We start from the raw sequence: 12,308 nt of genomic DNA, 5'->3' as shown, positions 1-12,308 counted from the left end.
CACCGTAGATCTACGGCTTGGGGGTCGTTTGTTCTCGATCCGCTTCCAAAGACGGGAGCGGGCGTTGATCGGGGAGTGAGTCGATGACCACTGTTCATGTCGCTGCGTCCGAGCCGGGCGCGTATGTCCTTTCACCGAACCAGATCGTTCCGCTGCTGATCGGCGCGACCGTCGACGAGGTCGAGCGTGAGCTCGTGCTGCAGACGCTCGCCCGCTGCGACGGCAATCGCACGCGCGCGTCGCGCGTGCTCGGCCTCTCGGTGCGCACGCTGCGCAACAAGATCAGGCTCTACGCCGCCTCCGGCATCGAGGTCCCCGCCTATCACGACTAGCGCGCGACGTGCCGCCGATTGGTGTTGATCATGCCCAGGCGCGAGCCCGGCGGAATTGCCGCTGTCGTCAAACGCCGCTAATTAGCTTGCTTCCGGTCAAGGGAGCAGCGGCGTGGCAGACGAACAAAAACGACAGGGACCTCAAGGACCGCGCGGACGTCAGGGCGAACCGGGGCGGCCGGGACCGCAGGGTCATCCGGGCAAGCGGGGCCCCGATGGCGCGCGTGGCAAGCCGGGTCCGCAGGGCAAGCCGGGGCCGATCGGGAAGGCCGGACCGCTGGGCAAGCCCGGTCCGCAAGGCAAGCAGGGCGAAGCCGGACCGCGCGGGGCGGCCGGTGCAGAGGGACCCGTCGGACCGCAAGGGCCGGCGGGGCCGCAAGGCCCGCGCGGCGAACCGGGGCCGCCCGGCCCATTGCCGTCAATCGAGCAGGTGCTGCCGTGGCTCGATCAGCTGTTCGACGCCTGGGACGAGCGCCGCCGCCAGCGCGAGCGCGAAGCCGCCGAGCGCGACGCGCTGGAAGCCGCCGTGCAGGAAACCGACGACGCGCCCTTCGGCGATGAGGATGACGGCAGCGAAGACGACAATCACAGGAAAAAGAAGAAAAGGAAGAAGCACGGCCACAAGGACTGACAGACGAATCTATTTCGTCCCGTTCTCGCGTCGCGGCAGCATGCCCATGCGCTCGAACTGCCAGCGCATGGCGCGGTACCAGAGATAGCCGACCGCCGCGCCGCACAAGGCCAGGATCACGACGCTTGCGCTCGAGAACGAGCCGCTCCACCACGTCATCCACGCGGTCCACAGCAGCGTAAAAACGATAGCGCCTGCTTTCAGTGGAAGAAGAGGGCGGGTCATGGTGGTGCTCCCGGGTGTCAAAAGCCCGGCGAACATCATCGCGCGTTGCGACCGTTGCCACCGTGAGCCAGGTCACGGAACGGACGTTCGAGCCGCCTAACCGAAGCGCAGCCGCGAACGTTCCTTGGCCTTTTCCGCCTCGACCTCACGGTCGCGCGCCGGAGCATGGGTATGCAGCGACGTCAGGAGCTTTCGCGCAGCCTCCGAGACCTCCGCCACCGCATGGTCGAAGGCCGCCTCGTTGACCTGCGACGGTCTGTTGAAGCCGGACAGTTTGCGAACGAACTGGAGCGCGCTGGCGTGGATCTCATCCTCCGTCGCCTCCGGCTCGAAGTTGAACAGCGTCTTGATGTTGCGGCACATGCAGTCTCTCCTGACCTTTCCCTCGAGGACGACCGGCGAAAACGAAATCCTACATCCTTCCGGACAGTTCTGCTAAGTTCCGCCGCAACGCGGCCGCCGACCAGAGCCGCACGGGGGAAATAGACATGAAAGCTTCTTGCGCGGCGCTGTCAGCCATCCTGTTGTCCGTCGCTTTGTCGAGCATCTCGACATCCGCATGGGCGACCGATTATCCAGCGCCGAAACAGGGCGACTGGGTCGCCAGGGATTTCAAGTTCCACACCGGCGAGACCATGCCGGAGCTGAAGCTGCACTACACCACCGTGGGTGAGCCGAGCGGCCAGCCCGTCCTGGTGCTGCACGGCACCGGCGGCTCGGGCGCGAGCCTGCTGTCGCCAGCCTTTGCCGGCGAGCTGTTCGGCGCAGGGCAACCACTCGATGCCTCCAAATATTACATCATCATCCCCGACAATATCGGCCATGGCAAATCGTCAAAACCCTCCGACGGAATGAAGACGGGTTTCCCGAAATACGATTACGACGACATGGTCGATGCCCAGTACCGCCTGGTGACGGAAGGGCTCGGTGTCAAGCACCTGCGGCTCGTGATCGGCAATTCGATGGGCGGCATGCACACCTGGCTGTGGGGCGAGAAATATCCGAAGGCGATGGACGCGCTGATCCCGATGGCCTCGCAGCCGACCGAGATGGCGTCGCGCAACTGGATGCTGCGGCGGATCATGCTCGATACCATCCGCAGCGATCCCGACTACAATGGTGGCAATTACATCAGCCAGCCGCGCATGATGAAATATGCCATCACCGCCTACGGCATCGCGAGCATCGGCGGAACGCTGGCCTATCAATCGCAGGCGCCGACGGCGGCCAAGGCCGACAAGATCGTCGACGAGCGGCTGGCCATGCCGATCGCGGCAGATGCCAACGACTTCGTCTACCAGTGGGAGTCCTCGCATGACTACAATGCCGGCGAGAAGCTCGAAGCCATCGAAGCGTCGCTGCTGCTGATCAATTCCGCCGATGACGAGCGCAACCCGCCGGAGACCGGCATCACGGACGCTGCGATGACGCGGGTCAAGAACGGCAAACTGTATCTCATCCCGGCCAGCACCGAGACGCGCGGCCACGGCACCACCGGGAACGCAAAATTCTACAGCGAGCAGGTCCGCCAGTTTCTGCAAGCCGCGCCGCAGCAAACGATTGAATCTGCGCGCCGCTGATTTTGCATCGCATCAACGGCCGTCGAGGCCGCATATTATTTGAGCATGCATTACGCCGGCTGCTCGGGCTTAATCGCATCGATGTCCGAATCGACGCGCGGGACCATCGCGCGCCGATGGCACGACACGCGACGAGGAGGATCGCATGCACAGGCTCGCACTGTGCGTTTGGTTGGCCGCGCTGACAAGCGCCGCGTTCGCGTTCGACAATGGGCAATATGATCACGTCCCGCCCGACATCCGCGCCTGGTTCAAGAGCGTGATCGCACCGAACGGCGTGCCCTGCTGCGACGTCTCCGACGGCCATCGCACGGAGTACGACGTGCGCAGCGGCGCCTATTGGGTGCCGATCGAGGGACAGTGGATCGAGGTGCCCGAGCGCGCCATCATCCGCGACCGCGGCAATCCGGTCGGCCAGGCCGTGGTGTGGTACGTCCATCACCGCGGCGCCATCATCATCAGTTGCTTTGTGCCGGCGGATGCGGTGTAGCGCGATAGCGCCTCGACGCCGCGCGTGCTAGGTCGACCGATGGCTCCTGCAACCGACAGAACGCGCGCTCGCTCTCTATGCGCTTGGCCTGTGGGCCGCAAAACATCAAGCATGCCTGGAGGCATCGACCTTCGACCCATCCCCGACAGCTGGCTCCATCACGGGCCGCGGCTGGCGCTTCAGCCGGTCCTGATCTGGTGGGCTCCGTACTGCGCCGGCGTGATCGAGTGGCCGTGGCGGCGCGACAAGGGGATAGCGATCGGGCCGGGAGATGATATTCTCAGGCATTCAATCAGGGAGACCTTCGTGACTGATCTTTGCGCCGAAGACCTCGCCACGATCTATGCCCAGCCGAGCCCGCGCGTGATCGCGAAAGCGCGCCCCGCAATCGACACGCATGCGAAGAAATTCATCGAGATGTCGCCGTTCTGCGTGCTCGCGACATCGGGAGCGGACGGCAGCGTCGATGCCTCACCACGCGGCGGCGGCACTGGCTTCGTCCACGTCGCCGGCCCCAGCCAGCTGCTGATGCCTGATCGCTCCGGCAACAACCGGATCGACAGTTTTCGAAATGTGGTCGAGGGCTCGGGCTTCGTGCATCTGTTGTTCTTCGTACCCGGCATCGACGAGACGCTGCGCGTCGGCGGCCGCGGCACGCTGTCCGCCGATCCGGACCTGCTCGCCTCGATGGTTGAGTTTGGCAAGTCGCCGCGCGCGGTGCTGAACGTCGCCGTCAGCGAAGTCTATTTCCACTGCGGCAAGGCCCTGATGCGCTCGAAGCTGTGGTCATCCGAGAAGGTGCCGCGCTCGGTGATGCCGAGCATCGTCGAAGTGGTCCACGAGCAGACCGGCCTTGGTGAGCCGCAGAGTCAGGACGTGGTGGAAGCGCTCTACAAGACGCAGCTATAAGCCGGGCTTTCGAACCGCACACGGGCGTCATGCCCGGGCTTGTCCCGGGCATCCACGTTTTCGTTGCGGGGTAGCACGTGGATGGCCGGGACAAGCCCGGCCATGACGAATGGAGAGTGCGGAGTAAGGGACCTAATGTCCCTCGCCCTCGAGCCCGCCAACGTGCTTCTGAGTATAGAGCTCGAGGCCGATGCGGCCGATCAGGTCGAGCTGGGTCTCGAGGAAGTCGATGTGGTGCTCCTCGTCGCTCATCAGCTTCTCGAACAGGTCGCGCGTTACGTAGTCCTTGACGCTGTGGCAGTAGGTCGCCGCTTCCTGGTAGAGCGCCCGCGCGCTCATCTCGGCGGCGAGATCGCACTCGATGATCTCCTTGACGTTCTGGCCGATACGCAAGGGATCGAGCACCTGCATGTTCGGGAAGCCGTCGAAGAACAGGATCCGCTCCGTGAGCTTGTCGGCGTGCTCCATCTCCTCGATGGACTCCTTGCGCCAGACCTTGGACATGTCCCGCAGGCCCCAATTGTCGAGGAAGCGGTAGTGGAGCCAGTACTGGTTGATCGCAGTCAGCTCGTGACGCAGTGCCTTGTTGAGATAATCGATAACTTTTGCGTCGCCCTGCATGGTTCACTCCAGCTCTTGCAGTCCAAATCGGCCGTAAACCGAATTTAGAACGCTTCTAAATGAGTTCGAAGACTGGAGCAACCGGCTACGGGGACGCAGCAGGGGAAAAGCTCAGTCAGGGAGGCGGAAGATTTCAGCAGGCCGCGAGGGCGAACTCGGCCGGCTGGGCCGTCTCGTCATTGGCCGCCACAGTGTCGTTGTGCGGGCAGCCGGAGCAGCAGGAGGAGGCACAGGGGCCAAGCGCTTCGTCGATAATGGTCTTGATCGTCCGGGCGCAGCGGCCGCATTCGGCGCTACAGCCGAGACATCCATAGACCTGCTTGGCATGGCGCAAGGCGTCGTCGGACTCGGCGACGGCGGCGCGGATGTCCTCATCGCTCAGCACGTTACAGGAACAAACGATCATGGAAGCGGCAGGCCCTTTGGTGATGCGCCATCATCGATATTTAAGGGGCCGGCCGGATGCAAAAGGAAAAAGCGGAATTTGAAGCTATTCCAAACTAGCCCGGAAACAGCCTAGAACGGCTCTAAAATAGAGCTTTGCGCTGGATCAAGATTGCGGCGGATCTAGTCGCCGCCGCCGCCTCCACCATCGCCGCCGCCACCGCAATCTCCGCCACTACTGCCGCTATCGCTGCTGGAACAGCTGCCGCCGTCGGTCGAGCTGCCGGAACTATCGCTGGAAAACCAGCTCCCCCAAGAGAAGCCGTCGCTCGTGCCCGTGGAGGTGTCGCCATCGCTATTGCCGGTGGCCCCGGCGCGGGAGCGCCGCTGGCCGCGGTTCTGGAGATGGGTGATCCAGCCGTAGCCGATCGCGGAGACGATCCCGGCAGCGATCAATGCATTTATCATCGCGTTACCCATCATCGCCCTCCCCTGGCTGGGCTGCGGTCCATGTTAATTGGTCGTCCGCGGCAAAGGTGCCGTTCATTGATCATTCAATCGAAATATGGAACTTTACCCCCAAAGAGTTCCCGCGTGTTTTGCTCGAAAGGTCAGCCCATGAAGAAGTCGCTCCTGGCAATCGCTGCCGTCGCCGCTGTGGCCCTTAGCGCCGCTACACCAGCCCAGGCGCAACGCGGCGTTGCCGCGGGCGTGGCCGCCGGCATCATCGGCGGCGCCATTGTCGGTGGGGCGCTGGCCTCTCCGTACTATTACGGGCCTGGCCCTGGCCCCGGCTACGCATATGGTCCGGGATATAGCCCGGGCTACTATCCGCCGCGCTACTACGCGCCGGGCCCGGGCTACGTCGCCGACGACTATTACGGCAACGGCTGCGTCTGGCAGAAGCAGCGCTTCTGGGACGGTTATGCCTGGCGCGTCCGCCGCGCCAGAGTCTGTGGCTGAAGTCGCCCCAAGCCGGTTCATTCCAGATGCGCCGTTCATCTAGGGGCCTGAAAAAGACCGCTTTTTCTCGTCACAGCTCCGTGTGCGTTTACTGCGGATTGACCATTTGCGCGCTTCCTAGCTGCAAGGCCAATTCCATCAGAGTCTGCGTGAACCTTTGAACCCCGGGGGCTCCTAACAAGGAGCATCCATCTCTCAGGAGAGCCAAGAGTATGAAGAAGACTTTAGTTGCCGCCCTTACGGTTGCGACGATCGCTGGTTCGCTGGTGACCGCCACGCCGTCCGCCCAGGCCCATGACGGCGTCGGCGTCGGCATCGCAGCCGGCCTGATCGGCGGCGCGATCGTCGGCGGCGCCATCGCATCGAGCCGTCCCGCCTATGGTGGACCGGTTTACGTGGCCGAGCCCGGCCCGCCGCCGCCGCCCTGCTATTGGCAGCGCCAGCGCTACTGGGACGGCTACGGCTGGACCGTCCGCCCGGTTCGCGTTTGCTACTGATCTGATCGCACGGCGCTCATGAGCGCCGCGATCGAAGCCCGGCCGAGCACCTCGGCCGGGCTTTTTCTTTGGCGAAGAGCTGCGGCTCGCTATCGTGCCGCCTGGATCGAGTGCAGCACTTCTTCGCTCGGCCAGCAATCGACCTTGAGGCCTGCCGACTTCTGGTAGGCGCCGAGCGCAGCGCGCGTCTGCATGCCGGCCTTGCCGTCGATCTTGTCCTTGTAGAGCCCGACGCGCGTGAGCCCCCGCTGCATCGCCTCGACGTCCCTAGTCCGCAATTGCTTCGAGGCAGACCACGGCGTCGCGAACGGCTGCGGGCTCGTCATGCGGTCGGCGAGATGGCCAACGAACAGCACGTAGAGATCGGAGAAATTGTATTCCTTGATGACGAAGTAGTTCTTCGTGGTCAGGAAGGACGGGCCGTAGATGCCTTCCGGCTGCAACAGCGAGGCCGACTGTGCCTGCTCGGCGGCAGTGAGCTTTTGTCCACCCACCGGCACGAAGCCTTCGCGCAGCCACTGGCCGATCGGCTTCGTCACCTCGGGCACGCCGGCGGTGCAATCGACCTTGGTCGGTGCCTGCACCTCGTAAGCCCAGCGTACGCCGCTCTGCCAGCCCTTGTTGACGAGCTGCTGCGCGGCGGAGGCCAACGCATCCGGCACCGAATGCCAGATATCGATGCGGCCGTCGCGGTCGAAATCGACGCCGTGCTTGTAATATTCGGACGGCAGGAACTGCGTGAGCCCGGTCGCACCGGCCCAGGACGAACGCATGTCCTTGCGTGTCACCACGCCGTCGCCGAGAATCTTCAGCGAGAGGATGAACTCGTTGCGGTAGGTGTCCTTGCGGCGGCCGACATAGGCCTGCGTCGCCAGCACGCGCACGAGATCGTAAGGCAACGTGTAGCGGCCGTAGTCGGTCTCGCGGCCCCAGATCGCCAGCATGACGGTTGCCGGAACGCCGGAGTTTTTCTCGATCTCTGTCAGCGCGGAACGGTATTTTTGCAGCAGCCGCTGCCCCTCGGCGGCGAGCCGCGCGATCGAGGCTTCCCTGACATAGTCTGCCGGCACCTGCACGAACTCAGCCTGCGACGGCGCACCGGTCGCTGGCCGCCCCGGCAGGATCAGATCCGGCAGCTTGTAATCCGGCTCGAGGCCGCGCGTCTCTCGCTCGAACGTCGCGCGCGACACGCCGGCGGCCTCCGCCTCCGGCCAGAGCGAGGCGATGAACTGCGTAAAGGCGGCGTCGGCGGCGCGGGCGGGCGACAGGCCGCAGGTGATAGCGATCACCGCCGCTATGAGCGCCCGCCGCATCATGCCGAGATCACCGCGTCAGCTTCTTGTACTTCACGCGATGCGGAATGATGCTGTCCTGGCCGAGCCGGCGCATCTTGTCCTTCTCGTAGTCCTGGAAGTTGCCCTCGAACCATTCCACATGGCTGTCGCCTTCGAAGGCCAGGATGTGGGTCGCGATGCGGTCGAGGAACCAGCGATCATGGCTGATGATGACGGCGCAGCCGGCGAAATCCTCCAGCGCCTCTTCGAGCGCACGCAGCGTGTCGACGTCGAGGTCGTTGGTCGGCTCGTCGAGCAGCAGAACGTTGGCGCCGGATTTCAGCATTTTCGCAAGGTGCACGCGGTTGCGTTCGCCGCCGGAAAGCGCGCCGACTTTCTTCTGCTGGTCGGCGCCCTTGAAGTTGAACGACGAACAATAGCCGCGTGAATTGACTTCCCTCTTGCCGAGCAGGATCAGCTCGTTGCCGCCGGAGATCTCCTCCCACACATTCTTGCTGCCGTCGAGCGCGTCGCGCGACTGGTCGACGTAACCGAGATGAACGCTCTCCCCGACCGTGATGGTGCCCTTGTCCGGCTGTTCCTGCTTTGTGATCATCCTGAACAGCGTGGTCTTGCCGGCGCCGTTGGCGCCGATCACGCCGACGATACCGCCGGGCGGCAGCTTGAAAGTGAGATCGTCGATCAGCATGCGATCGCCGAAACCTTTGCTGAGCCCTTCGAAGTCGACCACGTTCTGACCTAGGCGCTCGGCCACCGGAATCGTGATCTGCGCGGTCTGTGTCTGCTTTTCGCTCGCCTGCTTCAGCAGTTCGTCATAGCGCTGATAGCGCGCCTTGGATTTGGCCTGGCGGGCTTTCGGCGAGGACGCGATCCATTCCTGCTCGCGGGCCAGCGTCTTCTGATGCGCAGCGTCCTCGCGGCCCTCCTGCTCGAGCCGCTTCTGCTTCTGCTGCAGCCAGGACGAGTAATTGCCCTCGTAGGGGATGCCCTTGCCGCGATCGAGCTCGAGGATCCAGCTCGTGACGTTGTCGAGGAAGTAGCGGTCATGGGTGACGATCAGGATCGCGCCGGGATAGTTGCGCAGATGGCCTTCCAGCCACGACACCGACTCTGCGTCGAGATGGTTGGTCGGTTCGTCAAGCAGTAGGAGCTCGGGCTGGTCGAGCAGCAGCTTGCACAGCGCGACGCGGCGGCGCTCACCGCCAGAGAGTTTCGACACGTCGGCATCATCGGGCGGACAGCGCAGCGCGTCCATGGCCTGGTCGACCTTGCTGTCGAGATCCCAGAGGCCCTGGGCCTCGATCTCGTCCTGCAGCTTGGTCATCTCGTCGGCGGTCTCCTCGGAGTAGTTCATCGCCAGTTCGTTGTAGCGATCGAGGATAGCCTTCTGCTTGGCGACGCCCAGCATGACGTTCTCGCGCACGCTCAATGATGGATCGAGATGCGGCTCCTGCTCGAGATAGCCGACGCGGGCGCCCTGGGCGACCCAGGCCTCGCCGTTATACTCCTTGTCGAGGCCGGCCATGATCTTGAGCAGCGTCGACTTGCCCGAGCCGTTGACACCGAGCACGCCGATCTTGGCGTCCGGGTAGAAGCTCAGATGGATGTTGTCGAGCACCTTCCGGGTCGGGTAGCTCTTGGTCAGGCCCTGCATGAAATAGATGAACTGGCGCGCCATCGGTCCCGAAAACCTTCGATTTGAGGAAATTTGCTTGCCGCCGATGTAGCGATCCCGCCCCCAAAGGGCAATGTTTTCCCTCCGTTCACCACGGATGAATACGGGCCGGACACCATCCCGCCGCCGATCCGGACAATTGAAACCATCTTTTAATAAATCAGGCCAAAGCTCGGTTTCGCGCGGAAACAGCGCCACCCGCTCAGAATGAACGGGAGCACAGCGAGACAGCGTCATGGCCATGATCGAGACCCATTCCCTTCCCGTTCCGGCGGAAGCCGGCAGCGCCTCCGCATTTGCCTCGGAGATCAAGGGCTTCTGGAAGCGCTTCTTTGCCACCGCTTTCAACCCGTACCGGCCCGAACTGCATTACATGCGCGGCCCCGGCCCCGCCTGGCGCGCCAAGCACGGCATGAATGCGCCGTTCCGGCTCAAGCCCCGCGACCTCTGAGCCTTTACCACCTGTCGGATTTTTGAAGACGCGAACGGCTTGCGCACGGTCCTGATTGCGCGCAACCATGGCCTGGTTCCACCTCTCGCCATGGAAGAACGCTGATGACGCGGCTGCGCTGTGCAATTCTCGACGACTATTTCAACCTCGCCCTCGACGTCGCGGATTGGCAAAGCCTGTCCGACCGCATCGACGTCACCGTGTTCAGCCATCCCTTCGCCTCCGAGCAGGCTGCGGCGAGCGCGCTGGCCGACTTCGAGATCGTCTGCGCGATGCGCGAACGCACCGCGTTCCCAAAGAGCCTGTTCGAGAGCCTGCCGAAGCTGAAGCTGCTGCTGACCTCAGGCATGCGCAACGCCTCGATCGACATGGAGGCCGCCAAGGCGCGTGGCGTCATCATCGGCGGCACGCAATATTCACGCGATCCGACCGCGCCCCTCGCCATGGGCCTGATCCTGGAATTGACCCGCGGCATCGGCCGCGAGAACGCGCGCATGCATGCGGGCGAGCCCTGGCAGGCCTTTGCCGGTGTCGAGATCGAAGGATTGACGCTCGGCGTCGTCGGGCTTGGCAAGCTCGGCAGCAAGATGGCGGGCATTGCGAAGGCGTTCGGAATGAACGTGATCGCCTGGAGCCCGAACCTGACCCCGGAGAAGTGCAAGGACGCCGGCGTCGGCTACGCCACCAAGGAGGAGCTGTTCGCCAAGGCCGATATCGTCAGCATCCATGTGGTGCTGAGCGAGCGCTCGCGTGGGCTGGTCGGGGCTGCCGATCTCGCGCGGATGAAGCCGACGGCCTTCCTCGTCAACACCGCGCGCGGGCCGATCGTGGACGAGCAGGCGCTGCTCGAGGCGTTGCAGCAGAAGAGGATTGCAGGCGCCGGCATCGACGTGTTCTCGGTCGAGCCGCTGCCGACGGACCATCCCTTCCGCAAGCTCGACAATCTCGTGCTGACGCCGCATCTCGGCTACGCCACCGAGGACGGCTTGCGCATCCATTACGGCCAGATGGTCGAGGCGATCGACGCCTTCACCAAGGGCGGTGAGCTGCCGCGGAAGCTGGCCTGAAGCCTCAGGCCGCCGAGCGGTGGCTGGTGGGCTGCCGTGCCGCGTCGGCAAAGCCGTCGCGCCAGGAAGCATGCGCCGGCAGCCAGCCGAGCTCGCGCTTGGCCTTGCCGTTTGAGGCTCCACGCACCTCCGTCATCATCGCCACCATATGCTCGCCCGCAAGCAGGCGGCCGAGCCAGGCGGGAATGTGACGCGGCGGCTTGGCACCGAGGAGTTCGGCCAGCGCGGGCAACCAATCCTTCACCTGCGCCGGATGATCGTCGACGATATTGTAGATGCTGCCGGCGCGCCCGCGTTCGAGCGCGGCACGCGTGGCAGAGGCGGCATCTTCGGTGTGAATGAACGACCACGTGCCGCCGCCATCGCCGATCACCGGCACACGCCGGTGGCGCAGTTGGTCGATCATCGCCGGCGAGAGCGTGCCGGTGTCAGGTCCATAGAAGAATCCATAGCGCAGCACGATGCCCTCCGGCGTCGTCGAAGCGGTGACGCTTCGCTCCAGATAACGGATTGCCTCAAGCGTGCGTCGCAGCTCTCGCGGCGGATTCGAGTCCAGCTCATCGGTCTCGGTCTTCACCGTTCCCCCGGCGCGACTGAAGGTCCAGCCGCAGAAGCTTTGCGCGATGAAGCGCCTGGCGCCGGCCTCGCGTGCGGCATTCAGCAGAATGTCGGTTCCGCGGGTGCGAAGCTCGTTGGTTCGCGCGAAGGCCCGATCGAAATGCCGGAGGTCCGTGGCGGCCGCGAGATCTGTCATCTGATGGACGACTGCGTCGGGCTTTGCCGCAATCAGCGCAGCCCGCATGCTGCCGGCATCGAGGCCGTCGGCCACGACCGGCTCCGCACCCAATCGCCGCACAAGCTCTGTTTTTGCCGCACTCCGTGTCGTGCCGATCACGGAATGACCCGCGGCGACCAGCGCCGGAACAAGATACTGACCGACCGCGCCGGTCGCGCCCGCAACAAAGATGCGCATCCTGTGCTCCTCAATTCGTTGCAATCCTCCCGGACGTAGTCGAGGCGCGGAGCGGTTCAAGCAGGGCATGCGCATACGCAAGCGAGACATGCGCGCATGCGTCAAATGATGACGGGGGGGGGGGGGGGGGGGGCCGGCGGGGGCGGGGGGGGGGGGGGGGGGGGGGGGGGGGGGGGGGGCGGGGGGGGGGGGGGGGGGGGGGGGGGGGGGGGGGG

Annotated in this window: 17 protein-coding genes; 9 read left to right on the top strand and 8 right to left on the bottom strand. The window is 64.4% G+C overall.

The annotated features are described in order from the left end of the window. The first annotated feature begins 83 nt into the window (after window positions 1–83). A complete protein-coding gene (locus AC0L3C_RS33325; RefSeq protein WP_018454141.1) occupies window positions 84–332 on the top strand; it encodes a helix-turn-helix domain-containing protein in 249 nt (82 codons plus the stop codon). A 112-nt stretch (window positions 333–444) separates the two neighbouring features. Then, window positions 445–963: a collagen-like protein gene (locus AC0L3C_RS33320; protein ID WP_473262996.1), complete on the top strand. Its 519-nt coding sequence runs from the start codon at window positions 445–447 to the stop codon at window positions 961–963. Window positions 964–972: 9 nt separating this feature from the next. Here the strand turns inward: AC0L3C_RS33320 and AC0L3C_RS33315 are convergent, their stop codons facing one another. Both AC0L3C_RS33315 and AC0L3C_RS33310 read right to left on the bottom strand, forming a co-directional pair. Continuing rightward, on the bottom strand, window positions 973–1,188 hold the full coding sequence (locus tag AC0L3C_RS33315) for a hypothetical protein (protein ID WP_473262997.1): 216 nt from the start codon (window positions 1,186–1,188) through the stop codon (window positions 973–975). Window positions 1,189–1,284: 96 nt separating this feature from the next. Beyond that, the gene (locus AC0L3C_RS33310) at window positions 1,285–1,551 is read right to left on the bottom strand and encodes a DUF2277 domain-containing protein (RefSeq protein ID WP_473279290.1); all 267 of its coding nucleotides are present in this window, start codon (window positions 1,549–1,551) and stop codon (window positions 1,285–1,287) included. 125 nt (window positions 1,552–1,676) lie between these two features. Between AC0L3C_RS33310 and AC0L3C_RS33305 the strand changes: the two genes are divergently transcribed. The 3 genes from AC0L3C_RS33305 (at window position 1,677) to AC0L3C_RS33295 (ending at window position 4,167) form a co-directional block, all read left to right on the top strand. Beyond that, window positions 1,677–2,768 carry an alpha/beta fold hydrolase gene (locus AC0L3C_RS33305; protein ID WP_473410096.1) on the top strand — a complete coding sequence of 364 codons (1,092 nt, stop codon included), beginning with the start codon at window positions 1,677–1,679 and terminating at the stop codon, window positions 2,766–2,768. A 145-nt stretch (window positions 2,769–2,913) separates the two neighbouring features. Next, entirely contained in the window at window positions 2,914–3,258 is a 345-nt protein-coding gene (locus AC0L3C_RS33300; RefSeq protein ID WP_473263000.1) for a hypothetical protein, read from the top strand. A gap of 306 nt (window positions 3,259–3,564) precedes the next feature. Next, entirely contained in the window at window positions 3,565–4,167 is a 603-nt protein-coding gene (locus tag AC0L3C_RS33295; RefSeq protein WP_473263001.1) for an MSMEG_1061 family FMN-dependent PPOX-type flavoprotein, read from the top strand. 132 nt (window positions 4,168–4,299) lie between these two features. Here the strand turns inward: AC0L3C_RS33295 and bfr are convergent, their stop codons facing one another. The 3 genes from bfr to AC0L3C_RS33280 all read right to left on the bottom strand — a co-directional run bounded on the left by bfr (window position 4,300) and on the right by AC0L3C_RS33280 (window position 5,655). After that, a complete protein-coding gene (bfr, locus tag AC0L3C_RS33290) occupies window positions 4,300–4,788 on the bottom strand; it encodes a bacterioferritin (RefSeq protein WP_007600720.1) in 489 nt (162 codons plus the stop codon). A 133-nt stretch (window positions 4,789–4,921) separates the two neighbouring features. Further along, window positions 4,922–5,194 (bottom strand): (2Fe-2S)-binding protein, encoded by a 273-nt coding sequence (locus AC0L3C_RS33285; protein ID WP_473410095.1) that lies wholly within the window; start codon window positions 5,192–5,194, stop codon window positions 4,922–4,924. A gap of 161 nt (window positions 5,195–5,355) precedes the next feature. Then, window positions 5,356–5,655, bottom strand: coding sequence for a hypothetical protein (locus AC0L3C_RS33280; protein WP_473263003.1), 300 nt, complete (start codon window positions 5,653–5,655; stop codon window positions 5,356–5,358). A 135-nt stretch (window positions 5,656–5,790) separates the two neighbouring features. Between AC0L3C_RS33280 and AC0L3C_RS33275 the strand changes: the two genes are divergently transcribed. Both AC0L3C_RS33275 and AC0L3C_RS33270 read left to right on the top strand, forming a co-directional pair. Further along, entirely contained in the window at window positions 5,791–6,135 is a 345-nt protein-coding gene (locus tag AC0L3C_RS33275; protein WP_247358544.1) for a hypothetical protein, read from the top strand. Between the two features lie 212 nt (window positions 6,136–6,347). Further along, complete coding sequence (locus tag AC0L3C_RS33270; RefSeq protein WP_007613695.1) at window positions 6,348–6,632, top strand: hypothetical protein; 285 nt, start codon at window positions 6,348–6,350, stop codon at window positions 6,630–6,632. Between the two features lie 89 nt (window positions 6,633–6,721). On the opposite strand, the gene AC0L3C_RS33265 is transcribed toward AC0L3C_RS33270, so the two are convergent. Both AC0L3C_RS33265 and ettA read right to left on the bottom strand, forming a co-directional pair. Further along, a complete protein-coding gene (locus AC0L3C_RS33265) occupies window positions 6,722–7,948 on the bottom strand; it encodes a lytic murein transglycosylase (protein ID WP_473279294.1) in 1,227 nt (408 codons plus the stop codon). Window positions 7,949–7,955: 7 nt separating this feature from the next. Next, entirely contained in the window at window positions 7,956–9,605 is a 1,650-nt protein-coding gene (gene ettA / locus AC0L3C_RS33260; protein WP_473263005.1) for an energy-dependent translational throttle protein EttA, read from the bottom strand. A 232-nt stretch (window positions 9,606–9,837) separates the two neighbouring features. Between ettA and AC0L3C_RS33255 the strand changes: the two genes are divergently transcribed. Together AC0L3C_RS33255 and AC0L3C_RS33250 are read left to right on the top strand one after the other, a co-directional pair. After that, entirely contained in the window at window positions 9,838–10,053 is a 216-nt protein-coding gene (locus AC0L3C_RS33255; protein ID WP_027519710.1) for a hypothetical protein, read from the top strand. Window positions 10,054–10,157: 104 nt separating this feature from the next. Next, window positions 10,158–11,120, top strand: coding sequence for a D-2-hydroxyacid dehydrogenase family protein (locus tag AC0L3C_RS33250; RefSeq protein WP_473263006.1), 963 nt, complete (start codon window positions 10,158–10,160; stop codon window positions 11,118–11,120). Window positions 11,121–11,124: 4 nt separating this feature from the next. Here the strand turns inward: AC0L3C_RS33250 and AC0L3C_RS33245 are convergent, their stop codons facing one another. Then, on the bottom strand, window positions 11,125–12,093 hold the full coding sequence (locus AC0L3C_RS33245) for an NAD-dependent epimerase/dehydratase family protein (RefSeq protein ID WP_473263007.1): 969 nt from the start codon (window positions 12,091–12,093) through the stop codon (window positions 11,125–11,127). Window positions 12,094–12,308: the final 215 nt, after the last annotated feature.

This window comes from Bradyrhizobium sp. WSM4872 (genome assembly GCF_055811715.1).
Note: the sequence above shows the minus strand (reverse complement) of the source record. Positions and strands in the feature narration are given on the sequence as shown.

Bases quoted from the DNA above. Each gene is read 5' to 3' on its own strand.
- ettA (WP_473263005.1), bottom strand. From the start codon at position 9,605: ATGGCGCGCCAGTTCATCTATTTCATGCAGGGCCTGACCAAGAGCTAC.
- AC0L3C_RS33310 (WP_473279290.1), bottom strand. From the start codon at position 1,551: ATGTGCCGCAACATCAAGACGCTGTTCAACTTCGAGCCGGAGGCGACG.
- AC0L3C_RS33300 (WP_473263000.1), top strand. From the start codon at position 2,914: ATGCACAGGCTCGCACTGTGCGTTTGGTTGGCCGCGCTGACAAGCGCC.
- AC0L3C_RS33250 (WP_473263006.1), top strand. From the start codon at position 10,158: ATGACGCGGCTGCGCTGTGCAATTCTCGACGACTATTTCAACCTCGCC.
- AC0L3C_RS33255 (WP_027519710.1), top strand. From the start codon at position 9,838: ATGGCCATGATCGAGACCCATTCCCTTCCCGTTCCGGCGGAAGCCGGC.
- AC0L3C_RS33325 (WP_018454141.1), top strand. From the start codon at position 84: ATGACCACTGTTCATGTCGCTGCGTCCGAGCCGGGCGCGTATGTCCTT.
- bfr (WP_007600720.1), bottom strand. From the start codon at position 4,788: ATGCAGGGCGACGCAAAAGTTATCGATTATCTCAACAAGGCACTGCGT.
- AC0L3C_RS33275 (WP_247358544.1), top strand. From the start codon at position 5,791: ATGAAGAAGTCGCTCCTGGCAATCGCTGCCGTCGCCGCTGTGGCCCTT.
- AC0L3C_RS33315 (WP_473262997.1), bottom strand. From the start codon at position 1,188: ATGACCCGCCCTCTTCTTCCACTGAAAGCAGGCGCTATCGTTTTTACG.
- AC0L3C_RS33285 (WP_473410095.1), bottom strand. From the start codon at position 5,194: ATGATCGTTTGTTCCTGTAACGTGCTGAGCGATGAGGACATCCGCGCC.
- AC0L3C_RS33270 (WP_007613695.1), top strand. From the start codon at position 6,348: ATGAAGAAGACTTTAGTTGCCGCCCTTACGGTTGCGACGATCGCTGGT.
- AC0L3C_RS33245 (WP_473263007.1), bottom strand. From the start codon at position 12,093: ATGCGCATCTTTGTTGCGGGCGCGACCGGCGCGGTCGGTCAGTATCTT.
- AC0L3C_RS33265 (WP_473279294.1), bottom strand. From the start codon at position 7,948: ATGATGCGGCGGGCGCTCATAGCGGCGGTGATCGCTATCACCTGCGGC.
- AC0L3C_RS33280 (WP_473263003.1), bottom strand. From the start codon at position 5,655: ATGATGGGTAACGCGATGATAAATGCATTGATCGCTGCCGGGATCGTC.
- AC0L3C_RS33305 (WP_473410096.1), top strand. From the start codon at position 1,677: ATGAAAGCTTCTTGCGCGGCGCTGTCAGCCATCCTGTTGTCCGTCGCT.